The organism is Dyella sp. GSA-30 (genome assembly GCF_027924605.1).
Taxonomy (GTDB): Bacteria; Pseudomonadota; Gammaproteobacteria; order Xanthomonadales; family Rhodanobacteraceae; genus GSA-30.
On sequence record NZ_AP027042.1, the window covers coordinates 2570299 to 2597194 of the forward strand.

A 26896-nucleotide genomic window follows, 5' to 3' on the forward strand; every position below is an offset into this window, starting at 1 on the left:
CAGGCTTAGCTTGCAGGCTCTGCCAGCGAGGATGCGTTGGACATGTCCGGATCGGCTTTGCGCTTGCTCGCATCGACAGGCGCGCTGGGCATGATCGAGTCGCCGGCATTGACGGACTCCACACGGTTGCGTCCACTGTGTTTGGCGCGATAGAGGGCGTGATCGGCGTCGACCAGCAATCGCTGCAGGTCGTGTCCGGCCCGTTCGGTGGAGGACACGCCGAAGCTGGCCGAGATGGCGACATGGCTATGGGCCGCGTCCACCGGCGTCGCCGCGATCGCCTTGCGAAGGTGCTCGGCGCGATCGAAGGCGGTGGCTGCAACGCAGTCGGGCAGCAGGATGCCGAACTCCTCGCCGCCCAGACGACCGAATACGTCGCCCTGGCGCAAGTTCTGCCTGCACGCTGTGACCGCGTTTTGCAGAACCTGGTCGCCGACCGCATGCCCGTGCGTATCGTTGATCTGCTTGAAATGATCCAGGTCGATCAGAATCAGGCAGGCCGGACGATGACTGCGTTCGGAGTGCCGCAAAACGTTGGTGGCTTCTTCGACGAAATGCTGACGATTGAAAATGCCGGTCAGGCCATCTTGCCGGGCCAGGCGCATGAACCGCAGCTGCGAACGCTTGATGCGGTATAGCAGCAGGGCGATCGAGGCCAGGATGGTGATCAGCAGAAGGATGTAGAGCCGACTCGCCTCGACCGCTTTATGATCGAGCGCACGCTGAAGCTGCAATATCTGATTGCGCTTGTTCAACGCCTCGACTTCGAGCTTGCGCGCCTTGAGCTGCTGATTGACGATCTGATAAGCCAGCGTGCGCGCGGTGACGTCGTTGAGATAGCCCTTGTCCGCTGCCATGTACTTTTCGTGATAGTCGAGCGCTGCATGCGAATTGCCGCGCTTGGCTTCGATTTGATAAAGCAGCGAGTAGGCGGCGCTCAGCGGCTCGGTGTACTCGTTCGGGATCGCGCCGGCGATGACAGCGTTGGCGTATTTCTCGGTTTCCTCGATATTGCCCGCACGCCAATAGGCCTTGGCAAGCAGCGCATTGAACTGCATGGTCAGGGCGGAATAGTTGTAACCCAGCACATCCTGATAGTGATCCTTGAGTATCGCGATTGCCTGGGCAGGGCGATTGCGCGCGATTTCAAGCGTGGCGATGTCGGTGCGTAGGGAATCGGCGAACAGTGGTTCTTTTCCGGCCAGGCAGGCATTTATTCCCTCCTGGAACGGCGGGTCGCCCGATTGCGGCATGCCACCCCGAAATTCGGCATGCAGTTTGAAGTACATCGCCTTGCAGACGTTCTCGCCCGCGGGCAGGTCTTGCAGCATTTCATCGGCGTAACCGATGGCTTGGTCGTATTGTTCGGCGAAGATCAACAGCTGCGCCGCTTCGCCCAGGCCTTGATAACGCGCAGCCTTGTCGGTGATCTGCGGCAGGTCGTCCACCAGCTGGTTCAGATGCCGGAACGCGTCCTCGTAACGATGCGTAACCCCCAGCACATTGATGATGGTGGCATTGGCACGAAAACGCAGCGTCGTGTCATCGGAGCGCTCGATGATGTCATTCAACAGCGCGCTCGCTTCCGGATATTGGCCGTTGAACACCACTTGCCAGGCGTGCAAGTAGCGCAGATGCCACTGCTGCTTGGAGGTGAGTTTCGATGCCTGGTTGTCGAGCTGGTAGAGCAGACGCAGGAATTCGTCGTGCCGCGACGTCTTGATGCTGTCCGCTTCGAGCAATTGCTGCCCGAGATCGTTTGGCGTGACCACAGCACCTTGCGCCGAGCCCGCGAGGAGGCACAGCGCCAAGATGATTCCGCGGAATGAACGCCAGGGCATCCTGCCGTGACCTCGGGGTATGTCGATCAGGTCGAAGCAGCGGCGATCAGGCGTTCGGAACCAGGTGCCAGAACGGACCCGGGTTCCTCTTCATGTTCTTCCTCATCTTCTCCATCTTCCTCTTCCTCTTCTTCGGCTGGCATCAGCACGTAGAGCATCGGGCGCAGGCCCAACAGGTCCTGCAGTTGCGAGGCATCTTTGGCAAGGATGGCCGAGCAGTACGGGGCTTCCACCTGTGCCTCGGCCAATGCCTCGGCCAGCTCTTCCTGCGGGGCATCGCGCAGCTGCGCGTCCTGGCCCAGTTTTTCCAGAAACTCAATGACATTCGACATGAAACTATCCCCCTGATAGCTGGCTTTTTTAGTGAGCCGCTTGTACTTGCAGCATAGCCGTATTTAGGCGCCTGGTGCCTGGCAAGCCCACATCATATCGCCATACAGCCGGTTATATCGACGATTTCAAAAGTAATAGACCGATTGCTTTTCTGAACGGTATTGTCTGTTTATTCGTTGACCAGCGGATGATCCAATGCCTCCAGCCGGGCACGAACCGCCAGGTCAGGCTGCATCGGGCCGAAGGGAGGGATGGCCAGCGTATCTCCCATGCCTGTGCTCGCCCCCGGCAGGTCGTTGAGCGCCAGCCGTTCGATGCGTGGCTTCTGGATGGGCAGGGTGGCGGCCTGGTAAAGAATGACCTGATGGTCGAGCGGATAGTCCCTTGCGAGCACTTCGACCAGCAATTGCCGGTAGGCCGGCCCGGTGGCAAAGCGTGTGGACGAGCGGTCCCCGGCCAGCCCGATCTGCCATAGCACCAGCCAGGCACTGGGGTCGATCCGGCGCCGGTAGACCATGAACTGACTGGCTTCGTAGTGCTGGCAGCCCACGGTGCCCGGGTCGATACCGACATCGGCATACAGGCAGTCCTCGGAGGATATGCCCGGCTCCATATGCGCCCGATAGCCTTCCTGCAGCGCCTGGGCAATGGCTTTGTGCGGTGCCCAGGCGAACACCCCCGGGTGTCCGTAAAACACGCCACAGACGCGTTTGCCAAGCCGGACTTCGGCCAGCATGGTTTCCACCATCCGCCGGTAAGTGTCCATCCGCGGCACGCCCTCGCCATAGAGCGGTTGAAGGCTTCGCACGTCCTTATGCATTTCCTGTAGCCACAACTCCACCACGCCATCGGAAACCCCGGTAAAGACCACGTCGGCGTGTTGAATATGGCTGCGGGCCACGGGGCTGATGTGGGCGCCCAGGGTGATGCCGATGCCGACGCAGACCAGGCTGCCGTTCGATGGGGGGGTATTCAATAGATTCTCCGTGCCGATGTAACGAATGTAACCGCGCGGCGACCTATGGAAAAGCCACACGAGCAAGCGAATGGCATATGGCTGGCGCGGGCGAATCGGTCATGCTCCGCCAGTTCAGTCCCGTTGTTCGATCGTAAAAAAATTAAGAGGGGTCATCATGCGTCGTAGTTACCTGGTTTCCGCGATAGTCCTGGCGCTTGCGGGCGCACCGTTATTTCCAGCAGTCGCCCAAGCGGCGACGCCGGTTGCCGCCGAGCAGGCCACCACGCAGTTGCCGCGCACCGTACGTCCCACGCACTATGACGTGGCCGTTACGCCGCATGCCGAAACGTTGAGTTTCGACGGCAAGGTGACGGTGACGGTGGACGTGCTGCAGCCCACGGCCAGCATTACCCTCAACGCGATCGACATGACGTTTTCGTCGGTGACGCTGACGCCGGTCAAAGGCAAGGCATTGGCGGCCCCCAAGGTCAGCATCGACGCTGAAAACCAGACGGCGACCTTCACGTTTGCCAAGCCTGTGGCCAAGGGCGAATACCAGTTGGCGATGAACTACACCGGCAAGATCGGTACGCAGGCCAATGGTCTGTTCGCGCTCGACTACGACAACAAGGACGGCAAGAAGCGCGCGCTCTACACGCAGTTCGAAAATTCCGACGCGCGCCGTTTCATTCCGTCGTGGGATGAGCCCAACTACAAGGCGACCTTTGCGTTGCACGCGACCGTTCCGGCGACGCAGATGGCCGTAAGCAATATGCCGATCGCCAAGAAGACCGATGCGGGCAATGGGCTGGTCACGGTCGATTTCGCGCAGTCGCCCAAGATGTCGACCTATCTGCTGTTCTTCGGCCTTGGCGAGTTCGATCGTGCGACCGCCATGGCCGGCAAGACCGAAGTCGGTGTCATCACCCAGAAAGGTGCGTCGTCGCAGGCCGGCTTTGCGCTGGATTCGGCCAAGCTGATTCTGGCCGAATACAACGATTATTTCGGCACGCCGTATCCGCTGCCCAAGCTCGACAACATCGCCGCGCCCGGTAGCAGCCAGTTCTTCAGCGCCATGGAAAACTGGGGTGCGATCTTCACCTTTGAATATTCGATGCTGCTCGATCCGACCGTATCGACCCAGGCGGACAAGCAGGGCGTGTTCTCGGTCGAGGCGCATGAGATGGCGCACCAGTGGTTTGGCGACCTGGTGACCATGCGCTGGTGGGACAACCTGTGGCTCAACGAAGGTTTCGCTTCGTGGATGGAAGGCCGCACCACCGCCAAGCTCCACCCGGAATGGAATACCGCGCTCGAAGCGGTCGGCGTGCGCGAGGCGGCGATGAATCGCGACGCGATCGCTACCACGCACCCGGTGGTGCAGCAGATCGATACCGTCGAGCAAGCCAGCCAGGCATTTGATGCGATCACCTACTCGAAGGGCGAGTCGGTCATCCGCATGCTCGAAGGTTATGTCGGCTCCGATGCCTGGCGCGATGGCGTACGCCGCTATATCAAGGCGCATGCCTACGGCAACACCGTATCCGATGATCTGTGGCGCGAAGTCGAGGCGGCTGCACCGGGCAAGCCGGTGACGCAGATCGCGCATGATTTCACCTTGCAGCCGGGCATCCCGATGATCAAGGTCGACTCGGTGCAATGCAACAATGGCAGGACCACGGTGAAGCTGACGCAGACCGAATTCACCCGCGACCGTCCGGACAAGAAACCGCTGTCCTGGCACGTACCGGTCATTGCCAAGACGCTGAGCGGCGAGCCAGCGCGTGCCCTGGTCGATGGTCATGCTACGTTGGAGGTGCCAGGTTGCGATCTGGTGATCGTCAACGCAGGGCAGAGCGGTTACTACCGTACGCTGTATGGCGCCTCGCAGTTCGATGCGATCAAGCACGCCTTCACTAAGCTCGCACCGATCGACCAGCTTGGCGTGATGGACGACACCTGGGCGCTGGGCATGGCCGGCTTGCAGCCGGCATCCGATGTCCTCGATCTGGCGCAGGCCACACCGGTCACCGCCGATCCGCAAATCTGGGAGAACATCGCGGGCGACCTGTCGTCGCTGGATGGCTACTACCAGGGCGACGATGCGCGGCAGCAGACTTTCCGCAAGTTCGCTGTTGCGCGCCTGCAACCGGTGTTCGCACGCGTGGGTTGGGAAGCAAAGGCGGGTGAGCCCGATCCGGTAAAAGTTCTTCGTAACGATCTGATCGGCACGCTCGGCTCGCTGGGTGATCCGGCTGTGGTCAAGGAAGCGAATCGTCGCTTCAACGCGATGGACAAGGACCCGTCGCTCATGCCGGCCGCGCTGCGCAGGACCGTTCTTGGCGTGGTTGCCAGGAACGCGGACGCGGCTACCTGGGATCGCTTGCATGCGATGGCACAGTCCGAGAAGACCCCGCTGGTCAAGGACCAGCTCTACGCGTTGCTGTCGGTTGCGCGTGACAAGGCACTGGCCCAGCGCGCACTGGATCTGGCGCTGACCGACGAACCGGGCGCAACCAACAGCAGCGGCATGATCGGTGCAGTAGCGGGCACGCATCCCGAGATGGCCTTCGATTTTGCCGTCGCGCACAAGGATCAGGTCGACAAGAAGGTCGATTCCACTTCTACGGCACGCTATTACCCTGCGCTCGCCACCCGTTCGCTGGATCCGGCCATGATCGACAAGGTCAAGGCGTTTGCCGACAAGTACATCGCTGCCAGTTCGCGTCGCAGTGCCGATACAACCGTTGCCAATATCCAGTACCGCATCAAGGTGCGCGACGAGCGTCTACCGGCTATCGATGCGTGGTTGAAAAAGCACGGTGCTTAACTTCATACCTCGGATTACGAAGAAAAACTGAGGTTGTTTTTAGCCGTTGAAAGAGAAATCGCCCCGATTGCTGTCGGGGCGATTTTTTTTGCGATCGTTCTCAGTACGAAAGCGTGGCGGTGGTAGCTGTTGTCTGCAGGCCGTAGTTGCACTGCGGAGTGATACCCGACGTATCCGAACCCTGCCACGGTGGATTCGATACGCGATTGTTGTTGCGGTCATAGACCTGGATATTGCTGAAGGTTATCGGGCCGCCCGGATATTGATTGCATGTGGCGACGCTGTAGACCTCGAGCACGCCGCCGAATACCCAGGTGAGATCGGCATAGGGGTTGGTGGTCAGCGAGCTGGTCTGGCCGGTAGTCGTGTCGCGCGAATCGATGTTCCAGCTGGAGCACGCTACGCCGGGGCCGCAGTTCGAGTAGGTGTCGCCGACGACGACATCACCCGCGCGAGCCGAAATCGGATCGCTGTGGAAGGTCGTGCCATCCACGCAGCAATTCCAGCTCGCCAAGGTCCAGGCCTTGTCGCCATAGCCGTTCCAGCCTAACACCGGTTGCAGGATCGACTGCACGTTCGGTAGTTGCTCCAGGCCCGGGAAGAAGTAGATCACCTGGCTGCCGCGATTGGACGGCTGCGAGGGGACGGTCCATGTCGCTACGATGCGGCCGATCGGGGTAGAGCTGGCGTAATTGGCAGCCTGTACCCAACCGCTTTGCTCGGGCGGTGGCGTGCGACGTTTGAGCGAACTCAGCGAGCGCTGTCCGTTGGCTTCGACACGGTCGCCTTGCAGGGTGAAATTGGGCTGCGTACATTGCGCGGGCTTTTCCAACGCACCGGTGGCACGCTGGATCATGCCATTGGCCTGAAGTTGATCGCCCTTGTGTACGGTTACTACACAGCTTGCCGAAAAATAGCCGTTGGGCGTGACGACATAATCGTCGGGTACGCCTTGAGGCTTTTGCGCTGCACTGAGCTGGCCCACCGTCGTCAATTGCGCGGCATCCGCCGCCTGTGCGTGTTCGCCGCCGAACACGGCCGAGCCTATGATGCACAGAGCGGCGAGCAGGTAGCTACCTGCTCTGAATCTCGAACTGAACTTCATCATTGCTACGACTCCTTACAGAAAGGGAAGTCGTCCATGAAGCGCGCCGGCGATATGCGCAGCGCGTTACCCCTGTTCCGCCGGCGCGTGAACGCCGACGCCCCAATGTAGAAGCGGTAACGAATGTGAAAGTGTGACGGGGTATTTCAATCGAAATAAGTCGACGGAATGATGTCGATAATGTGCGCAAGAATGTGAAGTTTAGATTTTCTAATTAGAAATGGGAAAATCCATTCGATAAAAAAAAGCCCCGCAATGCGGGGCTTTTTTCAGACGAGGTCGCTTATATCAAGCTTCGGCTTCTTCCTTATAGGCATCCACCGGAATGCAGGCGCACATGATGTTCTTGTCGCCGTAAACGTTATCTACACGGGCGACCGGCGACCAGTACTTCTGCAGTTTCAGGCTTGGCAGCGGGAAGGCGGCCAGCTCGCGCGGGTATGCATGGGTCCATTCGCTGGCGGTAACCATCGTGGCCGTATGCGGTGCGTTGCGCAGCGGGTTGTCTTCGCGATCCAGGTTGCCGTTTTCGATGGCGCGGATTTCGTCGCGGATCTGAATCATCGCGTCGATGAAGCGGTCGAGCTCGTGCTGCGATTCGCTTTCGGTCGGCTCGACCATCAAGGTGCCGGCCACCGGGAAGCTCAGTGTCGGTGCGTGGAAGCCGAAATCGATCAGGCGCTTGGCAACGTCCTCGGCGCTGATCCCGGTGGCGTCCTTGATCGGGCGCAGGTCGAGAATGCACTCGTGCGCTACCAGGCCGTTACGACCGGTGTAAAGCGTCTCGAAATGCGCTTCCAGGCGCTTGGCGATGTAGTTGGCGTTGAGCAGCGCGACCTGGGTCGCCTTGCGCAGGCCCTCGGTGCCCATCAACGTGATGTACATCCAGCTGATCGGCAGGATGCTGGCGCTACCGAAGCTGGCGGCGCTGACCATGCCGACATTGCCTTCGCCGCCGAGCGTACGCGGCAGGAACGGTGCCAGATGCGACTTCACCGCGCACGGGCCCACGCCCGGGCCACCACCGCCATGCGGAATGCAGAAGGTCTTGTGCAGGTTCAGATGCGAAACGTCCGAGCCCCACTTGCCGGGCTTGGCCACGCCGACCAGCGCATTCATGTTCGCGCCGTCGGTATAGACCTGACCACCATGCTGGTGAACGATGTCGCAGATCGCGACCACGTCTTCCTCGAACACGCCGTGCGTGGACGGGTAGGTGATCATCAACGCGGCGAGGCGGTCGGAATACTTCTCGGCCTTGGCGCGGATGTCATCGAGATCAACGTTGCCGTTGCTGTCGCACTTGGTCACCACCACCGTCATGCCGCACATCTGCGCGGAGGCCGGGTTGGTGCCGTGTGCCGATTCGGGGATCAGGCAGATATCGCGATGGCCTTCATTGCGCGAGCGATGATAGGCGCGAATCGCCAGCAGGCCGGCGTATTCCCCCTGCGCGCCGGAGTTCGGCTGCAGGCTGACTGCGTCGTAGCCGGTGCATTCGACCAGCATGGCTTCGAGCTCGTCGATCAGCTGCTGATAGCCCTGCGACTGGTTCGCCGGCGCCAGCGGATGGATATTGGCGAACTCCGGCCAGGTCACCGGGATCATCTCGGCGGTGGCGTTGAGCTTCATCGTGCACGAACCGAGCGGGATCATCGTGCGATCCAGCGCCAGGTCCTTGTCGGCCAGCGAGCGCAGATAGCGCAGCAATTCGTGTTCGCTGTGATGCGTGTTGAACACGGGGTGTTCGAGGAAGGCGTTCTGTCGGCGCAGCGCGGCGGGCAGGGCGTCCGGCGTGGCGGCATCGAGCGCATCGATATCGTCCAGCTTGGCACCGAAGATACCGGCCAGCGCAACCAGGTCGGCACGGGTCGCGGTTTCGTCCAGGCTGATGCCCAGGCTGCGCCCATCGATGGCACGCAGGTTGATACCGGCCGCCTGTGCCTTGGCGTGAATCGCCGCGGCGTCGACATCGACGATATGCAGCGTGTCGAAGAAATCGGGACCGACGGTGATGCCCTGCTTGCGCAACGCGGCGGCGAGGATCGCGCTCATGCGGTGCACGCGGTGCGCAATGCGACGCAGCCCGTCCGGGCCGTGATACACGGCGTACGTGCTGGCCATGACGGCGAGCAGCACCTGCGCGGTACAGATGTTCGACGTGGCCTTTTCGCGGCGGATGTGCTGTTCGCGAGTCTGCAAGGTGAGGCGGTATGCCGGCTTGCCTTCGGCATCGACCGAGACGCCGATCAGGCGGCCTGGCATCGAGCGCTTGTACGCATCGCGGCAGGCCAGATACGCAGCATGCGGGCCGCCGAAACCGAACGGCACGCCAAAACGCTGGCTGTTGCCGACCACCATGTCCGCGCCCCAACTGCCCGGCGAGGCGATCAGGGTGAGCGCGAGCAGGTCGGTGGCAACGGCAACCAGACCGCCGCGTGCGTGCACGGCATCGGTCAGCGCCTTGTAGTCGTTGATCTGGCCGAAGGTATTGGGGTACTGCAGCAGCGCACCGAAGCTGTCGACGTTGAGCGCATCGCTGTCGTCGCCCACATGCAGCTCGATGCCGATGCCGTCAGCGCGCGTATGCAGCACCTCGAGCGTCTGCGGATGGACGTCCTTGGACACGAAGAACACGTTCGACTTCGACTTGGCCGAACGCTTGGCCAGGGTCATCGCTTCGGCCGCGGCGGTGGCTTCGTCCAAGAGGGATGCATTGGCGATGTCCATGCCGGTGAGATCGGCGACCATCGTCTGGAAGTTGATCAGCGCTTCCATGCGACCCTGCGAGATCTCCGCCTGGTACGGCGTATAGGCCGTGTACCACGCCGGGTTCTCGAGGATATTGCGCAGGATGACGTTCGGCGTCAGCGTGCCGTAGTAGCCCTGGCCGATAAAGCTGCGGAACACCTGGTTCTTGTCGGCGATCGCGCGGATCTTGGCCAGCGCCTGTTCTTCGGTGACCGACTGCGGCAACGCCAATGGCGCGGGCGACTTGATCTTGCCCGGCACGATCGCGTCGGTCATCGCATCGAGCGAGTCGTAGCCAACGGTGCGCAGCATCAGTGCGATCTCGGCATCGTTGGGGCCGATATGGCGTTCGATGAACGCGCCGTGGTGCTCGAGCTCACGCAGGGAAGGGGTGGAGTTCTGGCTCATGAGGATTAGGGCATCCGAAAACAGCGCACGTGCCGTACGCGGGGCGCCCCTCTGTCCTTTTGCCTGAGAGTTTGGAAGCTCGCGCTTCGTGCCCCTTCGGCGCCGGATTCAACCGGTCTCTCCAGAGTGTTCGCGCGCGGTGGTATGGGAGCCTGAGCGATTACGGGCGTTGCGCCTTCGGCAGCGGGTCACCCCGCTTCTCCCACCGCGAGCTTGCGAAGGGCGGATTATAAGGCCTTGGGGCGTCCGGTGGGAGCGGCTGAAAGGGACCCTTGAAACCCTTCCTATCCGTCGTCCCGGCGAAGGCCGGGACCTGGCGCCTTACGCTGCAACGTGCTGAAGACGCTGGGCCCCGGCGTTCGCCGGGGCGACGATGAAAATTGAGGTTATTCGAGGCTCCCTGAAGTCGCTCGGCGCTGAGTTAAGGCTTTTGGTAGCCTCCAGATATCCCCATGAAGCGGCCCCGGCCATGCCCAAACCCCCGTTCAGCATCGAGCACATCGACCACGTGGTTTTACGCGTGCGCGATGTAGCCAAGGTCCAGGCCTTCTACTGCGGGGTGCTCGGCTGCGCCGAGGAGCGGCGGCAGGACGAGATCGGCCTGGTGCAGCTGCGCGCCGGCCGTTCCTTGATCGATCTGGTAGCTATCGATAGCAAGCTTGGACGTCTAGGCGGCGCCGGGCCGGAAAGCGAAAAACACAATATGGATCATCTGTGTTTAAGCGTGGATGGCTACGACGAAGCATCGATCGTTGCGCATCTGCAGGCGCACGGTGCGCGCGTCGGCGATATCGGTTCGCGCTATGGCGCACAGGGCGAAGGGCCGTCGATTTATACCTTCGACCCGGAAGGCAACATGGTCGAGCTCAAAGGCCCGCCGGCTGCATAAACCCCAAAAACAACGAAGCCCGCATCGCTGCGGGCTTCGTTTACAATTGGTGCCCAGGAGAGGACTCGAACCTCCACGGTTTTACCCGCTAGTACCTGAAACTAGTGCGTCTACCAATTCCGCCACCTGGGCAGGTGGTTCACAAGCCTTTCGGGCTGCGTGAGCCGCGTAGATTAGGTAGCGGCCCGGTTCTTGTCAACTATTCTTTCATTCTTTTTTCATTGCATGCTTCGTTTCCTACCGAAGCGTGCCCTATCCAAGGCGGATTAGTGACCAAGAAAACCAAGGAACCCCAGCCGAGCCGCGCCAAGCCCAAGGCTTCGTCGCGACCGGCGGTGTCGGCGGCGCCCAAAAAAGGCGCCTCTTCCAAGCCGGCACGCGAGCCGGCCGGTGTCGTCAGCGACCCCCATGCCGAGCGCGAAGCGCAGCGCTACGAGCGCCCCATTCCCAGCCGTGAAGCGATCCTGGCGCTGCTCGAAGAGCGCGGCGAGTTGCTGACCGAGGCGCGCGTGGCCGAGGCGCTGCAGCTGGACGACGAAGACTCCCTCAACGCGCTACGCAAGCGTTTGAACGCCATGGTGCGCGATGGCCAGCTACTGCTCGGACGTCGCGGCGGCTACGCCCCCGTGGTCAAGCTGGACCTGATTCGCGGCGTGGTCTTGGCCAATGCCGAAGGCTATGGCTTTCTGCGCCCCGAAGAGGGCGGTGAGGATCTTTATCTCTCGCCGCAGCAGATGCGTACCGTGCTGCACGGCGACCGCGTGCTTGCCAGCGTGGTCGGCGTGGATCGGCGCGGACGCAAACAGGGCGCCATCGTCGAAGTGCTGCAGCGACGTTCGCCCCGATTGGTCGGCCGCGTGGTGGTCGACAATGGCGTGACCCTGGTGGCGCCGGACGATCGGCGCTTGCATCAGGACATCATGATTCCACCGGGCAAGGAGCAGGGCGCGCGGTCGGGGCAGATCGTGGTGGTGGAAATCACCGATCCGCCGACGCCTTATCGTGGGCCGCTCGGCACGATTCTTACGGTGCTGGGAGAGCGGCTGCAGCCGTCGTTGCTGGTCGAAATGGCGATCGCCAGCCACGACCTGCCGAATGAATGGCCGGCCGAGGTCTTACGTGATGCGGCACAGGTGGAACCCCAGGTCACGGCCGCCGAACGCGAAGGCCGCATCGATCTGCGCAAATTGCCGCTGGTGACCATCGACGGCGCCGACGCGCGTGACTTCGACGATGCGGTCTATGCCGAACCGCGTCGCGGCGGCGGTTTCCGCCTGATCGTGGCCATTGCGGATGTCTCGCACTATGTGCGCGTCGGCAATGCGCTGGACAAGGAAGCCTACGAGCGCAGTACGTCCACGTACTTCCCGGGCTTCGTCGTGCCGATGTTGCCGGAGACGCTCTCCAACGGCATCTGCTCGTTGAACCCGAATGTCGAACGCCTGTGCATGGTCTGCGATATGCAGGTCAGCGCGGAAGGCGAAGTGATCAAGTCGAAGTTCTACGACGCCGTCATGCTTTCGCATGCGCGCCTGACTTACGACAAGGTGTGGCAGGTGGTCGGTCTGCAGGATGCCGACGCGCGCCATGAAGTGGCCGATGTCCTGCCGCAGCTGGAAAACCTGCACGCGCTCTACAAGGCGATGGCGGCGCAGCGCAAACGCCGTGGGGCGATCGATTTCGAAACGCCGGAAGTGAAGTTCCGCCTCGATCAGACCGGCGATGTGGTTTCCGCCGGTGCGACCGAGCGCAACGATGCGCACAAGCTGATCGAGGAATGCATGATCGCCGCCAATGTGCAGGCAGCACTGTTCCTGGAAAAGAAAAAGATTCCCGCGCTGTTCCGTGCCCACGAACCGCCGCCGGCCGAAAAATACGAAGACCTGCAGCAGTTCCTGCGCGAGTTCAAGCTGCGCATGCCGCCGGTCGACCAGGTGACGCCGGGCGACTACGCTGCGGTGCTGCGCAAGGTGCATGACCGGCCCGAGCGCGAGTTGATCCAGTCGGTGCTGTTGCGCTCGCAGAGCATGGCGGCCTATCAGCCGGACAACCGCGGCCACTTCGGCTTGGCGCTGGAAGCCTACGCGCATTTCACTTCGCCGATTCGTCGCTATCCCGATCTGCTGGTGCACCGCGCGATCCGTTATGCGCTGACCGGCGGCAAACCGGCCAGTTACAGCTACTCGGCCACCGACATGGCGGCGATGGCGGTGCATTGTTCCCAGCGTGAGCGTCGTGCGGAGGAAGCCGAGCGTGACGTGGACGAGCGCTTCAAATGCGCGTGGATGTCCAAGCATGTCGGCAGCGAATTCGATGGCACGGTAACTGGCGTGACCTCGTTCGGTCTGTTCGTCGAGCTGGACGAATCGAAGGTGTCGGGGTTGGTGCATATCAGCCAGCTGTCCAACGACTACTACCATTTCGATCCGGTGCGCCATCTGCTAAAGGGCGAACGCAGCGGCGTGCAGTTCCGCCTGGGCGACCATGTGCGCGTGCAGGTGCTGCGCGCTAGCCTGGAGGATCGCAAGATCGATTTCCGTCTGGTGCCGCCGGGTGCGGCCGCCAAGCCACCCGTAACGACACCCACGCGTGCCTACGACTACGCTGCCGCAGGCGAGCGCTACTCGCTGCCCAAGCCGCGAGGCGCAGGTGCCACGCCGGCGCCGACACGCGATAATGCCGGCCGTTCCGCCCCCAGGAAGGGCAGCAAGTCGAACGCGTCGCGAGGCGCCAAGGCCTCGATCAAACCCCAAACGACCAAGCCCAAGGCGGCCAAGCGCCCGGGCAAACCCAAAGGCAAGCGATGAGCGATAGTTGGATCGCCGGAATCAATCCGGTGGAAGGTGCACTCAATAACGACGCCGAGCGCGTGCGTGAAGTGCTGGTGGAAAACGGCCAGCGCAATCCGCGCGTGCAGGAGCTGGTCGAGCGTGCGCGTTCGTTGCAGATCGTCGTGCATCATCGTCCACGTGAGCAACTAGACAAGCTGGCCGGCGAAGCGCGCCATCAAGGTGTGATCGCCCGTTACGAAGCGCCACCGATGGCGGCCGAATCGGATTTGCCGGATCTGCTCGAGCAGGCCGGCAACGAGGCGCTGGTGCTGGTGCTCGATGGCGTCACCGATCCGCACAATCTCGGTGCCTGCCTGCGCAGTGCGGCCGCAGCCCGTGTCACTGCGGTGATCGTGCCGAAAGACCGCGCCGTGGGTTTGACGCCGGTCGTGCGTCGCGCGTCAGCCGGTGGTGCCGATCGCGTGCCGTTGATTGCCGCAACCAATCTTGCACGCACGTTGCGCACCTTGAAGGACGCCGGCGTGTGGCTTACTGGCCTGGCCGGCGATACGGATACGTCGATCTACAGCATCGACCTGAAAGGGCCCGTGGCTTTGGTGTTGGGCAGCGAAGGCGAGGGTATGCGTCGTCTGACGCGCGAGACTTGCGATTTCGTCGCCAAGATTCCGATGCCCGGCAGCATGGAAAGCCTCAATGTGTCGGTGGCCACCGGTGTCGTGCTGTTCGAGGCATTGCGTCAACGCGGAGGACTTCGATGAGCAATATCATGTGGCACGACTGGTTCGGTTATATCGGTGTCTTGCTGGTGTTGCTGGCGTATCTGCTGTTGCAGGCCCACAAGATCCACGGCAACGGACTGATCTATCAGTTGATGAATGCCCTGGGCGCAGGTGGCGTCATCGTTTCGCTGATCTTCGGCAGCTTCAACACGTCCGCATTCATCATGGAGCTGGCCTGGGTACTGATCAGCGTCTACGGTATCGCGCGCGGCATGCGGATTCGCCGTGAGGCGCGCGCCGCAGGGCATAACCCGCAAGGCTGGTAAGGCTGGTGGCGACGTCTTGCCGCACCTGGCGGGGCGTCGCTGCTGTTAAAATAAGCACTTCGACAGCACTCGCTGTCTGCGCCGGGGACGACCCCGGCAGCTGCACCATTCCACGGGGACGACCCTGTATTCGATACAGAGGTTCTCCATCATGTCGTGGATACTCCTGATTGCCGCCGCCCTGTTTGAAATCGTCTGGGCGATGGGCCTCAAATACACCGAAGGTTTCACTCGTCTTTGGCCGACCGTGGGAACGGTGGCTGCGATGATCGTGAGCGTCGTCCTGCTGGCGATGGCGTCGAAGCAGTTGCCTATCGGCACCGCTTATGCGGTATGGACCGGGATCGGCGCAGCCGGTGCGGTGATTTTCGGCATCGTGCTGTTCAAGGATCCGGCTACGCCGATGCGTCTGGCGTGTGTGGGGATGATCTTGATGGGTGTGGTGGGGTTGAAGTTGGTGGGGGCTGAGTAATCGAGAGCGCCCCCTCACCCCAGCCCTCTCCCCCCGCAGAGGCAGGCGAGAGGGGGCACAATGAGGCAAGCTTTAAACGGTGCGAGCTTTTAGCTCCCTCTCCCCTGGCTCTGCCGGGGGAGGGGGTTGGGGTGAGGGGGGCTTTTACTCCCGGTCACCCAGCTTGGTCATTTCCGGATTCGACGTGAAATCCCGCTTGCTGCGCTGCGCGGTGAGCGGCTCGCCGTGCACCTGGAACCACACGTTCTCGGCGATATTGGTGGCGTGGTCGCCGATGCGCTCGATGTTCTTGGCCATGAACAGCAGATGCGTGCACGGCGTGATGTTGCGCGGGTCTTCCATCATGTAGGTGAGCAGCTGGCGGAAGTAGCCGGTATAGGCCTCGTCCAGCAACGCGTCGTCCTTCCACACCTGGTAGGCGCGCTCGGCATCGCGGTCGCGATAAGACAGCAGCACTTCACGCACTTCGCCAGCAGCCAGTTCGGCCAGATAGCCCAGCCCGGTGGTCGGCGCGATCGGCGCGACCAGCGACAGCGGGATCGAGCGCTTGGCCACGTTGGCGGCGTAGTCGCCGATGCGCTCGATGTCTGCGGCGATGCGCAGCGCAGCAAACACGTTGCGCAGGTCGCTGGCGATCGGCGCGCGCAGCGCGAGCAGGCGCACGACGTCGTGACTGATTTCCTGTTCCAGCAGGTCGATCGCGTCGTCGTTGTTGACCACATGCTGCGCGGCGCGCTCGTCACGGCGCTCGATCACATCGATGGCCGCTTCCAGCTGGCTGACGGCCAGTTCGCCCATGCGCACGATTTCGCCGGTGAGACGGGTCAGTTCGTCGTCGTAGCTCTTGATGATGTGTTCTTTGCTGCTGCCGCTCATGGTGTGGTCTCTTTATGTATGGGGCGCATCAACCGAAACGGCCGGTAATATAGTCTTCGGTCTGTTTCTTGCTCGGCTTGGTGAAGATCTTTTCCGTACGATCGAACTCGATCAGCTCGCCCAGGTACATGAAGGCGGTCAGGTCCGAACAACGCGCTGCCTGCTGCATGTTATGCGTGACGATGACGATCGTGTACTCGTTCTTCAGTTCTTCGACCAATTGCTCGATGCGGCCGGTGGCGATCGGGTCCAGCGCCGAAGTCGGCTCGTCGAGCAGGAGCACTTCGGGCTTGAGCGCGATACCACGCGCGATGCACAGACGCTGCTGCTGACCGCCGGAGAGGCCCAGCGCGTTCTGCTTGAGCTTGTCCTTGACCTCGTCCCACAACGCCGCACTGCGCAGCGCTTGCTCGACGCGGATATCCATGTCGGCACGCGAGAGCTTTTCGTGGTGGCGGATACCGTAGGCGACGTTTTCGAAAATCGTCATCGGGAACGGCACCGGCTTCTGGAACACCATGCCGACCTTGCTGCGCAGACGGTTCATCGAATAGCGCGGGTCGAGAATGTTCTCGTTGTCCAGCACGATCTCGCCCTTGGCTTCGAGCTTGGGGTAGATCGCGTAGATGCGGTTGAAGATGCGCAGCAGGGTCGACTTGCCGCAGCCCGAGGGCCCGATGATCGCGGTGACCTTCTTCTCCGGGATCTCCATGTTGATGCCCTTGAGCGCATGGAAACCCTGGTAGTAGAAGTGCAGGTCCTTGACGGCGATTTTCGTCGGCGCCAGCGGGGCGGACGCTACCGTGGACTGCGGTTGGATGCCGGCGGCGGCGGGCTCAGTCATGGGACACCTTGTTGCGTGAAAGGACCAGACGGGAAGCGAGGCTCAGCAGCAGCACGAACATGGTGACCACGAACGCGCCGGCCCAGGCAATGGCGTGCATCGCCTCGCCCGGGTCGTTGGCATACTGGTAGATCACCTGCGGCAGGCTGGACATCTTGTCCATCGGGTTGAAGGTCATGTAGTTGTTGCCGAACGCGGTAAACAGCAGCGGGGCGGTCTCGCCGCTGATGCGTGCCAGCGCCAACAATACGCCGGTGATGATGCCCGAGCGTGCAGCACGCATCAGGATGTTCATCGTCAGTTTCCATTGCGGGACGCCCAACGACAGGGCCGCCTCGCGCAGGGTCGATGGCACCAGGCGCAGCATTTCGTCGGTGGTGCGCACGATCACCGGCAGGGCGATCAGCGCCAGCGCGACGCCGCCGGCAAAGCCCGAGAAGGTGGTCGAGCCACCGGTGAGCGCGGTGGTCGGCAGCACTACGATGGTGTAGACGAACAGACCGAGCACGATCGACGGCGCCGACAACAGGATGTCGTTGAGGAAGCGGATCGATTCGCCCAACTTGGTGCGGTTGGCGTATTCGGCCAGCCATGCGCCGGCCAGCACGCCGATCGGCGTGGCAATGGCGATGCCGATGAAGTCGATGATGAGGCTGCCGATCATCGCATTGGCCAGGCCACCGTCTTCGCCGTAGGCGGTGATCTTGGTGAACAGCTTGAAGTCGATCGCGCTGATGCCCTGGCGCAGCGTTTCCCAGAGAATCCACGCGAGGAAGAACAGGCCGATCAGCGTGGCCACCATGCTCAGTGTCAACGCCAGGATGTTCTTGATGCGGCGGCGCAGGTACAGCGATTCGTTGGTAGCCATCAGCGACCCTCCTTGAGCGCCAGGCGGCGCAGCATCAGACGTGCGATGAGCAGCACGATGAAGGTCACCACGAACAACAGGAACGCCAGCGCCATCAGGCTGGATTTCTGCAGGCCCGCTGCTTCGCTGAACTGGTTGGCGATGGTCGAGGCGATCGATGCGCCCGGATCGAGCAGGGACGCCGACAACTGCATGGCGTTACCCAGCACGAAGGTCACCGCCATCGTTTCGCCAAGTGCGCGACCGAGGCCGAGGAAGATGCCGCCGATCACTGCCGACCGCGTATAGGGCAGCACGATGTCCCAGGACACTTCCCAGGTGCTCGAACCCAGGGCGTATGCGGATTCCTTCAGGCGTGTGGGTACCGTCTGGAACACTTCGCGCATGACCGAGGAAATAAACGGGATGATCATGATCGCCAGCACGATGCCGGCGGTCAGTACGCTGGCACCGAACGGGTAGTCGCTGCCGAACAGCTTGCCGACGAAGGTGTGCTCGGCGATCCAGGTCGGGTGGCCGCTCTCCGGCTTGTTGCCCAGATAGTTGGCCAGGAAGGGCTTGATATGGTCGGAGAAGAAGGGCGCGAAAATGAAAAGGCCCCACATGCCGTAGATGATCGAGGGGATGCCCGCGAGCAATTCGATCGCCGACCCGACCGGTGTACGCAGCCACGGCGGCGCGACTTCCGACAGGTACAGCGCGATGCCGAAGCTCACCGGTACGGCGATCAACAAGGCGATAAACGAGGTGGCGATGGTGCCGTAGACCGGCACGAGGGCGCCGTAGCGGTCGTTGCCCGGATCCCAGGTGGCGTCGCCGAGGAAGTGCCAGCCGAAGGTGCCGAAGGCGTGACGCCCGCCCCATAGCGTGGCACCGGCCGCGCCGAGCAGGGAAGCGAGCACGATCAGCGCGCAAGCCTTGAGCAGCCAACCGAACAGTCGATCGTTGCGAGCGTCGCGCAGGGCGCGCTCAGTGGGTGGAGCAATCACGGGAGCGACTGCGCTCTGTTCCGCTTGCATGAGATAGCCATCCCTCAATGCTTTTGTAGCTTTCAAAGTCCGGACGGCACAGGGCAGCCTGGCGAGTGGGCGGACATCCTCATGTCCTCTTTCAGCAACAAGCCGCCCGGTCCTGATAGGGCGGGCGGCTGCTTTGCCTGCTGCCGGGCATCATGCCCGGCAGCGCGTGTTGATTACTTCTTGAAGTCCGACGCCCAGTAGGCTTCGATCTGCTTGACCAGGTTGTCCGGCAGCGCGACGTAGTCGAGCGAAGCGGCTTCCTGCTGGCCATTTTCCAGCGACCACTTGAAGAAGTCGAAGGCCACCTTGGCGTGCTCGGCGTTCTTCGCGGTCTTGTACATGACCACCCAGGTCGTCGCCGTGATCGGCCATGCCTTGGCGCCCGGCGCGTTGGTCATGATCACGTTGAAGTCCTTGGCCGAGGTCCAGTCCGCGGTGGCGGCGGCAGCGGCAAAGGCGTCGGCGTTCGGCGCAACGAACTGGCCGGCGGCGTTCTTCAGGTTCACCCAGGTGATCTTGTTCTTCACGGCATAGGCGTATTCGACGTAGCCGATCGAACCCTTGATCTGCTTGACGTACTGCGACACGCCTTCGTTACCCTTGCCGCCCACGCCAGTCGGCCAATCGACGGCGGTGCCGAACTTCACCTTGGTTGCCCACTCGGTGCTGACCTTGGACAGGTAGTTGGTGAAGTTGAACGAGGTGCCCGAACCGTCCGAGCGATGCACGACGGTGATCTTGCCTTCCGGCAGCTTCACGCCCGAGTTCAGCGCGGCGATCTTCGGATCGTTCCAGCTGGTGATCTTGCCGAGGAAGATGTCGGCCAAGGTGGTGCCGTCCAGCTTGATCTGGCCAGCGTCGACACCGGTGATATTGACAACCGGCACGATGCCGCCGACCACGACCGGGAACTGGCCCAGCTTGAACTGTGCGAGGTCTTCGGCCTTCAGCGGCGCATCGGTCGCACCGAAATCGATCGTGCCTTCCTTGATCTGCGCCACGCCGGCGCCCGAACCCACCGACTGGTAGTTCAGTTTGTTACCGGTCTTTTCGGCATAAGTGGCGGACCACTTCGACAGCACGGGGTAGACGAAGCTCGAGCCGGCACCGGTGATATCGGTGGCTTGAGCCGTCATGCCGAACATCGAGGCAGCGGCGATCGCAGCGGCAACGCCGATACGAGTCATGGATGAGGTAGTGATCAACACGGTCGCTCCTGGTATTAGAGGGCCACGGGGGATTCCCGCCCGCCCTCTATTTCATGCGGGGTGTGTTGCAATGAGATGAGTTGAATGTTTCAGCTTTATGACAACCGGCTATGTGTTGTCATCTTGCGACCGTGAAAGCCTTGTAAAGGAACGAGTTGCGAGAAACGAGAAATAAGTGCCCGCAAGGTCTTGCGGGGCCTTTTTGACCCACTTCTCACTCCTGTATTACAGGACGCCCAGCCCGATTTGCTCGCGCTCGAAGATTTCGAGCCGGCGCCAGCGATTGACGATGGTGCAGAACAGCTCGGCCGTGCGCTCGGCATCGTAGACCGCCGAGTGCGCCTCGCGCGTATCAAATATGTGTCCGGCCGCCTGCACCGATTTGCTGAGCACCGTCTGCCCGTAAGCCAGGCCGCTCAAGGTCACCGTATCGAAGGTGCTGAAGGGGTGGAACGGGTTGCGCTTGTGGCCGGTGCGGCGCACGGCTTCATTCAGGAAACCCAGGTCAAACGATGCGTTGTGACCGACCAGGATGGCGCGCTGGCAGTCGTTCTCGCGCATCGATTCGCGCACCGCCTTGAAGATGTGGTCCAGCGCCGAGCGCTCGTTGAGCGCGCCACGCAGGGGGTTGTCCGGGTCGATGCCGGTGATCTCCAGCGAGCGCGGGTCGATGTTGGCGCCGGGAAAGGGCTCCACGTGCGCGAACACTGCCGGATGCGGCCGTACGAAGCCGTCCTGGTCCATGCTCAAGGTCACCGCGGCGATCTCCAGCAGCGCATCGCGCTGCGCGTCGAAGCCGCCGGTTTCCACGTCCACGATGACCGGCAGGAAGCCGCGGAAGCGCTCGGCCATGCGGCCAGACATGCTGTTGCTTTGAATCTCCATTAGATAAGCATATCAGCCGAAAGGGTCGTCACGCTGTCTTGGACTTGTCACATAAGTTGCATTGAAACGTAAACACATAACTTCATCCTAACGACCGTTCGAGATCTGGGCGGCCAAGCGATCGTAGGGGGCGGTCCAGCGTAGTTACTTCCTAAATAGTGGAGATATTCCATGCGTTCTAAGTTGCTCGCGGTGGCGATTGCTGCCGGTTTGGGCGTTGCCAGTTTCCACGTCGCCGCGGATCCGGCGCCGGCGAAGAAGACCCACAGTACGAGCCAGGACTCTCAAGCTGCATCCAAGAACGCTGAAATCGAGGCGCTGAAAGCGCAGCTCGAAGCCTTGCAGGCCAAGGTCGCCGAGCTGGAGCAGCGCACCGACGCGCAGTCCGATATCAACGTTTCCACCGGCCAGAACATCGAAGCGGTGCAGAAGCAGGTAGTCGCGACCGACGCACAGGTCAAGAAGTCCAGCGACAAGCTTTCCTATAAGGGCGTGAACATCACGCTGGGCGGCTTCCTCGCCGCCGAAACGATCTATCGCTCGCATTCTGAAGGCGCCGATATCGCATCGAGCTTCAGCGCGATTCCGTACAAGAACTCTTCGGTCGGCCGCACTGCCGAAACGCGCTTCAGCGCCCGTCAGAGCCGTATCTCGCTGCTCGCCCAGGGTGACGTGAGCCCGGATACGCATGTCGCCGGTTATATCGAGGCCGACTTCATCGGTGGCGCGCAGACCGCCAACTCGAACGAGAGCAACTCGTTCAACCCGCGCGAGCGCAACGTCTACATGACGGTGGACTGGGACAACCCGGGCCTGCACCTGCTGGCCGGTCAGAACTGGTCGCTGCTCACGCTCAACAGCAAGGGCATCACTCCGCGTACCGAGCTGACCCCGCCGCAGATCGACGCGCAGTACCTGCCGGGCTTCACCTGGGCTCGCCAGACGCAGATTCGCCTGGTCAAGGATTTCGACAAGACCTGGTGGCTGGGTATCTCGCTGGAAAACCCGCAGACCACGTTCGGCGTGAGCCCGAACCAGGCCAAGGCGCCGGTGCAGCCGATCTACAACATGCCGGCAGGTTCGGGTTTCGACTCGGCCAACACGCTGTCGCTTAACCACATCCCCGATGTGGTCATCAAGCTGGCTGCCGATCCGGGCTACGGTCACTATGAACTGTTCGCTTTGGGCCGCGCGTTCTACAACCGCTACAACACGCCGGGCCAGGGCAACAGCAACCACGATGTCTACGGTGGCGGCTACGGTATCGGCCTCGTCCTGCCGTTGGTCGAGAAGGTCCTGGACTTCCAGTTCTCCGGTATGCAGGGCCGCGGTATCGGTCGTTACGGCAGCGCGCAGATGCCTGACGTGACCTTCCGTCCGAATGGCTCGATCGCTCCGATCAAGGAAAACATGTTGCTGGCGGGTCTGACCTTGCACGCTACTCCGGATTTCGACATCTACGGCTTTGCCGGTCGTGAGCGTCAGACCAAGGAAGCGTTCAACTACAACGGCATTGCACTCGGCCTGGGTAACCCGCTGTACAGCAATGCCGGTTGCGACATCGAAGGCGGCAGCTGCGTCGGTCAGAGCAAGCAGATCTGGCAGGGTACGGCTGGTTTCTGGTGGAAGTTCTACCAGGGCAAGTTCGGCCGCGCCCAGTTCGGTGCGCAGTACTCGCACACCGAGCGCGAAGCGTTCGAAGGTATCGGTGGCGCGCCGAAGGCCAAGGAAGACATGTTCTTCACCAGCTTCCGCTACTACCCGTTCTAAGCTTTACGGTTATCAGAAGGGAGTTCGACCCATGGATGGAAAACGGCGGGCTTTGCCCGCCGTTTGCTTTTTTGCGGGAGCGCCGCTCAGGCGGCCAGGATGCTGGCCGCGTCTGACGGGGCGTTGCCGAAGCGCGGCTCGCGTTTTTCCAGAAATGCGGACATGCCTTCGCGTTGCGCCGGATGTCCGTAGAGCGCGTAATACATCTGCCGCTCGAAGCGCATGCCTGGCTCGAGGCCGACCTGCTCGGCCATGTTTACGCTGGTCCTGGCCATCTGCACGATGTCTCGCGGGTATCCGGCCACCTGGTGCGCGACGGCCTGGGCGGCCTTGGCCAGATCGCCGGCCGGCATGACGCGACTGACCAAGCCGATGCGCAAGGCTTCCTGCGCATCGATCAGGCGGCCGGTCAGTATCATGTCCATTGCCTGTGCACGACCGACCAGACGGGTGAGGCGCTGCGAGCCGCCGATTCCGGGGATGCAGCCAATCTTGACTTCCGGTTGCCCGAAGCGCGCGGTGTCGGCGGCAAGAATCAGGTCGCACATCATGGCCAGCTCGCAACCGCCGCCTAGCGCATCGCCGGATACAGCAGCCACCTTGGGTAATCGAAGCGCGGCGAACCGGTCCCAGTCGCCGAAAAAATCGGCAGCCTGCATCGAGATGTAGGATTGATCGGCCAGCTCGCCGATATCCGCTCCAGCGGAGAAGATCCGTTCGTTACCCGTGATGATCAGGCAGCCGATGCGCGGATCGGCATCGAACGCGGTTGCTGCGGCCAGCAAATCCTTCATCAACTGCGTGTTCAGCGCATTGAGCCGACGAGGGCGGTTGAGGACGATGGTGGCAACGCCGGCATTTACTTCAGTCTCTATGGTTTCGTATCGCATTAGCTGTCCCAGATGGCCCCGAACGCGGGGATGCCGAGGCTTTCGAGATCGTGCACGACCCGGCGTGTCAGTTTCTGATTGGAGATCACGATGACGGCTTCGGCCGATGTTTCGCGTACTGCCTGCAAAGCCAGCATCGTGAGATCCGGTTTGCCTCTCTCGTTGGTGTCCCAGATCAGCGAGCTGTCCGTGTGTGCGAGGATTTCATCAACCAACGCATCGCCATATGTGTTGCGCGGTGAGCGCGTTGACCAGATCAAGCGGCACGGCACACGACCCTCGAACAGATGAGGAAGGATGGGGCCGATGCCGGAGCCTGTTCCAACGTAAACCACGCGACGAAACAGTACTTCGATCCTGGCTACGCCCGATGTGGTGATGCCCTTGACCCAGACCTTGTCGGGCGGGTTGTCGATGAACCGGCCGGTCCAGTCGCCGGCTCGACTGATCACCAGTCGATAACCGGCCTGGCCGGGGGTCGGGACATTGGCAAATGCGTGATATTGGCCAAAGGGCGTCAGGCTGATGGCGTTGGAGCTTCCGGAAAATGGGGTGTCGCCGTAGTCGAAGCGGGTCAACGCCACATGCTGCGATGGCCTGACGATGTTCACATCGACTTTTTTCAGGGTGAGCCATGGCGATGCAATGGACAGCGTGAGCAGGCACAGCATCCAGAACGCGGGACTATGCAGCAGATCGCCATGGAAGTCGCTCACTATGGAGACGGTTTGGATCCAGAACAGGATGAGCACGGACCAGCCCGCGATGCGATGCACCTGTTCAAATACATCGTGAAAACGTTGGCGCATCGGCGCCATGGCCGAAACAATCATGGCCACCATCAGGCCCAGCATCAATGCACTCGACGCCAAAGTCAGATTCGATGGCGCGCTGGCGCCATTGAGCCGATTGGCGACCATGGCCCAAAGCAGGAACCCGAACCAGGCGCTTCCTGCTACGGCGGAAGCCGAGTGCAGACCGCCAAAATGGAAGACCTTGCCTGCGCCCCAACGGATCCATAGAGGCCAGGTCGTAGGGATGCGTGTGGCAAGCCAGAACAATGCGTTGATGACGCGTTGCTGACGAATCAATATGGCGATGCTTAGATTGATCAGCGCCATGTCCGCAATGGATTGCAAGGCATAGCCTTGTTCTGCAGCCGAAGCCTGATTGAGCCAGCCGTTCGCGAATACGGCGATATTGACGATGGCGACCAGAAAGTTCAGTCGGCGATATTCCATCAATGCGGGATGTCGCGTGACGCGTCGCCAATGTCTGGCGCCCATGGAAAGCTCGGATGCCTGCACGTTCATCCGGCGACTCTCGCATCGTTGGCTTGCAGATGCTTGTTCGCCATGGCCAGCAGCAGGCGCTTGTCCAGCTTGCCGCGCGAGGTGTGCGGCAAGGCATCGAGCGGAAGCAGCATGACGGGTACGTAATAGTAAGGCAGCGCGGTAGCGACGCTGTGCAGCGCTCCGTTGACGTCGATCGAAGCGGGTGTGGCGAAGCTGACCAAGTGACGATCGTTGAGCTTGAGCGTGACGGCCTGTTTGCAGCCGGCGCTTTCGAGCACGGAGGTGACGGCCTGCAATTCGACACGGAAGCCCCGGATTTTCACGACGTCGTCGGTTCTGCCCAAATGCTCCAGTTCGCCGTCAATCGTCCAGCGCCCCAGATCACGTGTGCGAAACATCATGTGGCCGGGCCGGAAGGGGTCGGGGCGATAGCGCTCTGTAGTCAGCGATGAGTTGTCCAGGTAACCGGCGGTAACGCAATCGCCACCCGCCCACATTTCGCCCGTTGCGCCCATGGGCAGCGCATTGAGATCGTCATCCAGTATGTAAACGGTATTGTTTGGCGTCGGACGGCCAATGGACAGAACCGGCTTGGCTGGATGATGTTTCTCCATGGTATTGACGATGGTGGTCTCGGTCGGGCCGCAGGAGTTGTAGAAATGGCAGAACGACGACCACGCATCCGCCAGCGGGCGAGGGCACGGCTCTCCTGCAACGGCGACGCTCTCGATGTGGCGGCATCGTTCGATATCCAGCGATGCGAGAATGGACGGTGTCGCAATGAGTATGTCGACTTTTTCCGCGGTGTCCTGAATGGACTTGTCGCGGATCACCAGCGACGCTCCATTGGACAAGGCTCCCAACGTCTCCCACGCCGCCATATCGAAGGCGATGGACAGGACCTGGCCGACTTTCACGCCAGGACGCATGCCAAGATCGCCGGGTGACGTCTGCAGGATATTGCACAGATTCCGATGGGTCACTCGCACCCCATTGGGGACGCCGGTGGTTCCTGAGGTAAAGAGAATGATCGCCACATCATCAGGATGCGCGACGTCTTTCCTATCGTCCGGCAACGGCGTGGAGCTTGCCTCGGCCATGACATCTTCGATGCAGATGATCTGTCGCTGGGCATCGGCCGGAAGGTTCGCGCTCAGCTCGCGCATGGTCAGAATAACCTTTGCATTTACGGTCGCGGAGATGTGCTTGAGCATGTCCGGGGGCGCGACGCCGACGTGCTGCGGCACATAGGCGGCGCCAAGACGCAGTGTCGCGACGATACCGACCAGCATGGGCAACGAGCGCTTCAAAAAAAGGCAAACCGCGTCGCCTCTCCGCACGCCGCTGTCGTACAGACGTGTTGCCAGTCTGTCCGCGGCAGCGTCGAGCTGCGCGTATGTCAGACTTTTTCCAAGATATGTCGCCGCGATGGCGTGCGGCTGGGTTCTGGCTTGATAAGCAATGGCCTCGGAAATCGTGGAGAAGCGCGGCTGCACGCTTGCACCCAAGCCGAAGGCGTGGAATTGCTCGCGATCCCACGGAGAAAGTTCGCGGAAGGGATCTGCTGATCGGTCTAATGGGAAGAAAGCGACATTGGGATGGCCGACATGGTCAGCTCGTCGGTCGCCGGCCGTTTCGACGGTGGTGGCCGCATGAACATGCTTGTCGGATAGGCGCAAAGGCTGCGCGAGTTGCGCACGTCGAGTGCTCATTTTGTGGACTCCTGTCTCGTTGATGGACTGCTTGACAGGTTTTCGGTCCGGCCGCCGAGTCGGTTACGCTTATGGCATGTAGGCGCTGGCGAAGCGTCTTTGTAA

The 26896-nt window shown here is 61.6% G+C and carries 21 protein-coding genes, 1 tRNA gene and 1 riboswitch; of the genes, 7 read left to right on the forward strand and 15 right to left on the reverse strand.

Annotation, left to right across the window (positions count from 1 at the left end; translation table 11 throughout):
• Positions 1-5: 5 nt before the first annotated feature.
• The 3 genes from QMG46_RS11310 to QMG46_RS11320 all read right to left on the reverse strand — a co-directional run bounded on the left by QMG46_RS11310 (position 6) and on the right by QMG46_RS11320 (position 3150).
• Positions 6-1811: a tetratricopeptide repeat-containing diguanylate cyclase gene (locus tag QMG46_RS11310; protein WP_281852613.1), complete on the reverse strand. Its 1806-nt coding sequence runs from the start codon at positions 1809-1811 to the stop codon at positions 6-8.
• A gap of 56 nt (positions 1812-1867) precedes the next feature.
• Positions 1868-2173 carry a hypothetical protein gene (locus tag QMG46_RS11315; RefSeq protein WP_281852614.1) on the reverse strand — a complete coding sequence of 102 codons (306 nt, stop codon included), beginning with the start codon at positions 2171-2173 and terminating at the stop codon, positions 1868-1870.
• Between the two features lie 170 nt (positions 2174-2343).
• Complete coding sequence (locus QMG46_RS11320; protein WP_281852615.1) at positions 2344-3150, reverse strand: SAM-dependent methyltransferase; 807 nt, start codon at positions 3148-3150, stop codon at positions 2344-2346.
• A gap of 157 nt (positions 3151-3307) precedes the next feature.
• On the opposite strand from QMG46_RS11320, the gene QMG46_RS11325 reads away from it, so the two are divergent.
• Positions 3308-5962, forward strand: coding sequence for a M1 family metallopeptidase (locus QMG46_RS11325; protein ID WP_281852616.1), 2655 nt, complete (start codon positions 3308-3310; stop codon positions 5960-5962).
• Between the two features lie 100 nt (positions 5963-6062).
• Here QMG46_RS11325 and QMG46_RS11330 read toward each other — a convergent pair whose 3' ends face one another.
• Together QMG46_RS11330 and gcvP are read right to left on the reverse strand one after the other, a co-directional pair.
• The gene (locus tag QMG46_RS11330; protein WP_281852617.1) at positions 6063-7070 is read right to left on the reverse strand and encodes a hypothetical protein; all 1008 of its coding nucleotides are present in this window, start codon (positions 7068-7070) and stop codon (positions 6063-6065) included.
• A gap of 285 nt (positions 7071-7355) precedes the next feature.
• Entirely contained in the window at positions 7356-10226 is a 2871-nt protein-coding gene (gcvP, locus tag QMG46_RS11335; RefSeq protein WP_281852618.1) for an aminomethyl-transferring glycine dehydrogenase, read from the reverse strand.
• A gap of 41 nt (positions 10227-10267) precedes the next feature.
• A riboswitch (glycine riboswitch) is annotated at positions 10268-10361 on the reverse strand.
• A 334-nt stretch (positions 10362-10695) separates the two neighbouring features.
• Here gcvP and QMG46_RS11340 point away from each other — a divergent pair.
• Positions 10696-11115, forward strand: a complete 420-nt coding sequence (locus QMG46_RS11340) for a VOC family protein (RefSeq protein WP_281852619.1) — start codon at positions 10696-10698, stop codon at positions 11113-11115.
• A gap of 47 nt (positions 11116-11162) precedes the next feature.
• Here the strand turns inward: QMG46_RS11340 and QMG46_RS11345 are convergent.
• Positions 11163-11247 (reverse strand) — tRNA-Leu (locus QMG46_RS11345).
• Between the two features lie 203 nt (positions 11248-11450).
• Here QMG46_RS11345 and rnr point away from each other — a divergent pair.
• From rnr to sugE, 4 genes are all read left to right on the forward strand, one after another.
• Complete coding sequence (gene rnr / locus QMG46_RS11350; RefSeq protein ID WP_281852876.1) at positions 11451-13922, forward strand: ribonuclease R; 2472 nt, start codon at positions 11451-11453, stop codon at positions 13920-13922.
• On the forward strand, positions 13919-14665 hold the full coding sequence (gene rlmB, locus QMG46_RS11355; RefSeq protein ID WP_281852620.1) for a 23S rRNA (guanosine(2251)-2'-O)-methyltransferase RlmB: 747 nt from the start codon (positions 13919-13921) through the stop codon (positions 14663-14665). The genes rnr and rlmB overlap by 4 nt, the downstream gene beginning before the upstream one ends.
• Positions 14662-14952 (forward strand): CBU_0592 family membrane protein, encoded by a 291-nt coding sequence (locus tag QMG46_RS11360; RefSeq protein ID WP_281852621.1) that lies wholly within the window; start codon positions 14662-14664, stop codon positions 14950-14952. The genes rlmB and QMG46_RS11360 overlap by 4 nt, the downstream gene beginning before the upstream one ends.
• Before the next feature lie 151 nt (positions 14953-15103).
• Complete coding sequence (sugE, locus tag QMG46_RS11365) at positions 15104-15424, forward strand: quaternary ammonium compound efflux SMR transporter SugE (protein ID WP_281852622.1); 321 nt, start codon at positions 15104-15106, stop codon at positions 15422-15424.
• Positions 15425-15568: 144 nt separating this feature from the next.
• Here sugE and phoU read toward each other — a convergent pair whose 3' ends face one another.
• The 6 genes from phoU to rnt all read right to left on the reverse strand — a co-directional run bounded on the left by phoU (position 15569) and on the right by rnt (position 21124).
• Positions 15569-16300, reverse strand: coding sequence for a phosphate signaling complex protein PhoU (gene phoU, locus QMG46_RS11370; RefSeq protein ID WP_281852623.1), 732 nt, complete (start codon positions 16298-16300; stop codon positions 15569-15571).
• Positions 16301-16328: 28 nt separating this feature from the next.
• Positions 16329-17144, reverse strand: a complete 816-nt coding sequence (gene pstB, locus QMG46_RS11375) for a phosphate ABC transporter ATP-binding protein PstB (protein WP_281852624.1) — start codon at positions 17142-17144, stop codon at positions 16329-16331.
• The gene (gene pstA, locus QMG46_RS11380; RefSeq protein WP_281852625.1) at positions 17137-18012 is read right to left on the reverse strand and encodes a phosphate ABC transporter permease PstA; all 876 of its coding nucleotides are present in this window, start codon (positions 18010-18012) and stop codon (positions 17137-17139) included. Before pstA ends, pstB begins: the two co-directional genes overlap by 8 nt.
• Positions 18012-19031, reverse strand: coding sequence for a phosphate ABC transporter permease subunit PstC (gene pstC, locus QMG46_RS11385; RefSeq protein WP_281852626.1), 1020 nt, complete (start codon positions 19029-19031; stop codon positions 18012-18014). The genes pstA and pstC overlap by 1 nt, the downstream gene beginning before the upstream one ends.
• A 173-nt stretch (positions 19032-19204) precedes the next feature.
• Entirely contained in the window at positions 19205-20218 is a 1014-nt protein-coding gene (pstS, locus tag QMG46_RS11390) for a phosphate ABC transporter substrate-binding protein PstS (RefSeq protein WP_281852878.1), read from the reverse strand.
• A gap of 246 nt (positions 20219-20464) precedes the next feature.
• Positions 20465-21124 (reverse strand): ribonuclease T, encoded by a 660-nt coding sequence (gene rnt / locus QMG46_RS11395; protein ID WP_281852627.1) that lies wholly within the window; start codon positions 21122-21124, stop codon positions 20465-20467.
• Positions 21125-21295: 171 nt separating this feature from the next.
• Here rnt and QMG46_RS11400 point away from each other — a divergent pair, with 171 nt between their 5' ends.
• A complete protein-coding gene (locus QMG46_RS11400; RefSeq protein ID WP_281852628.1) occupies positions 21296-22894 on the forward strand; it encodes a coiled-coil domain-containing protein in 1599 nt (532 codons plus the stop codon).
• 86 nt (positions 22895-22980) lie between these two features.
• On the opposite strand, the gene QMG46_RS11405 is transcribed toward QMG46_RS11400, so the two are convergent.
• From QMG46_RS11405 to QMG46_RS11415, 3 genes are read right to left on the reverse strand one after another with little or no spacing between them, the layout of a single operon-like run.
• Positions 22981-23784: an enoyl-CoA hydratase-related protein gene (locus QMG46_RS11405; RefSeq protein WP_281852629.1), complete on the reverse strand. Its 804-nt coding sequence runs from the start codon at positions 23782-23784 to the stop codon at positions 22981-22983.
• Positions 23784-25097 carry an FNR domain-containing protein gene (locus tag QMG46_RS11410; RefSeq protein WP_281852630.1) on the reverse strand — a complete coding sequence of 438 codons (1314 nt, stop codon included), beginning with the start codon at positions 25095-25097 and terminating at the stop codon, positions 23784-23786. Before QMG46_RS11410 ends, QMG46_RS11405 begins: the two co-directional genes overlap by 1 nt.
• On the reverse strand, positions 25094-26791 hold the full coding sequence (locus QMG46_RS11415; RefSeq protein WP_281852632.1) for an AMP-binding protein: 1698 nt from the start codon (positions 26789-26791) through the stop codon (positions 25094-25096). Before QMG46_RS11415 ends, QMG46_RS11410 begins: the two co-directional genes overlap by 4 nt.
• Positions 26792-26896: the final 105 nt, after the last annotated feature.

Bases quoted from the DNA above. Each gene is read 5' to 3' on its own strand.
- QMG46_RS11315 (WP_281852614.1), bottom strand. From the start codon at position 2,173: ATGTCGAATGTCATTGAGTTTCTGGAAAAACTGGGCCAGGACGCGCAG.
- QMG46_RS11325 (WP_281852616.1), top strand. From the start codon at position 3,308: ATGCGTCGTAGTTACCTGGTTTCCGCGATAGTCCTGGCGCTTGCGGGC.
- QMG46_RS11330 (WP_281852617.1), bottom strand. From the start codon at position 7,070: ATGATGAAGTTCAGTTCGAGATTCAGAGCAGGTAGCTACCTGCTCGCC.
- gcvP (WP_281852618.1), bottom strand. From the start codon at position 10,226: ATGAGCCAGAACTCCACCCCTTCCCTGCGTGAGCTCGAGCACCACGGC.
- QMG46_RS11340 (WP_281852619.1), top strand. From the start codon at position 10,696: ATGCCCAAACCCCCGTTCAGCATCGAGCACATCGACCACGTGGTTTTA.
- rlmB (WP_281852620.1), top strand. From the start codon at position 13,919: ATGAGCGATAGTTGGATCGCCGGAATCAATCCGGTGGAAGGTGCACTC.
- QMG46_RS11360 (WP_281852621.1), top strand. From the start codon at position 14,662: ATGAGCAATATCATGTGGCACGACTGGTTCGGTTATATCGGTGTCTTG.
- sugE (WP_281852622.1), top strand. From the start codon at position 15,104: ATGTCGTGGATACTCCTGATTGCCGCCGCCCTGTTTGAAATCGTCTGG.
- phoU (WP_281852623.1), bottom strand. From the start codon at position 16,300: ATGAGCGGCAGCAGCAAAGAACACATCATCAAGAGCTACGACGACGAA.
- pstB (WP_281852624.1), bottom strand. From the start codon at position 17,144: ATGACTGAGCCCGCCGCCGCCGGCATCCAACCGCAGTCCACGGTAGCG.
- pstA (WP_281852625.1), bottom strand. From the start codon at position 18,012: ATGGCTACCAACGAATCGCTGTACCTGCGCCGCCGCATCAAGAACATC.
- pstC (WP_281852626.1), bottom strand. From the start codon at position 19,031: ATGCAAGCGGAACAGAGCGCAGTCGCTCCCGTGATTGCTCCACCCACT.
- pstS (WP_281852878.1), bottom strand. From the start codon at position 20,218: ATGACTCGTATCGGCGTTGCCGCTGCGATCGCCGCTGCCTCGATGTTC.
- rnt (WP_281852627.1), bottom strand. From the start codon at position 21,124: ATGGAGATTCAAAGCAACAGCATGTCTGGCCGCATGGCCGAGCGCTTC.
- QMG46_RS11400 (WP_281852628.1), top strand. From the start codon at position 21,296: ATGCGTTCTAAGTTGCTCGCGGTGGCGATTGCTGCCGGTTTGGGCGTT.
- QMG46_RS11405 (WP_281852629.1), bottom strand. From the start codon at position 23,784: ATGCGATACGAAACCATAGAGACTGAAGTAAATGCCGGCGTTGCCACC.
- QMG46_RS11410 (WP_281852630.1), bottom strand. From the start codon at position 25,097: ATGAACGTGCAGGCATCCGAGCTTTCCATGGGCGCCAGACATTGGCGA.
- QMG46_RS11415 (WP_281852632.1), bottom strand. From the start codon at position 26,791: ATGAGCACTCGACGTGCGCAACTCGCGCAGCCTTTGCGCCTATCCGAC.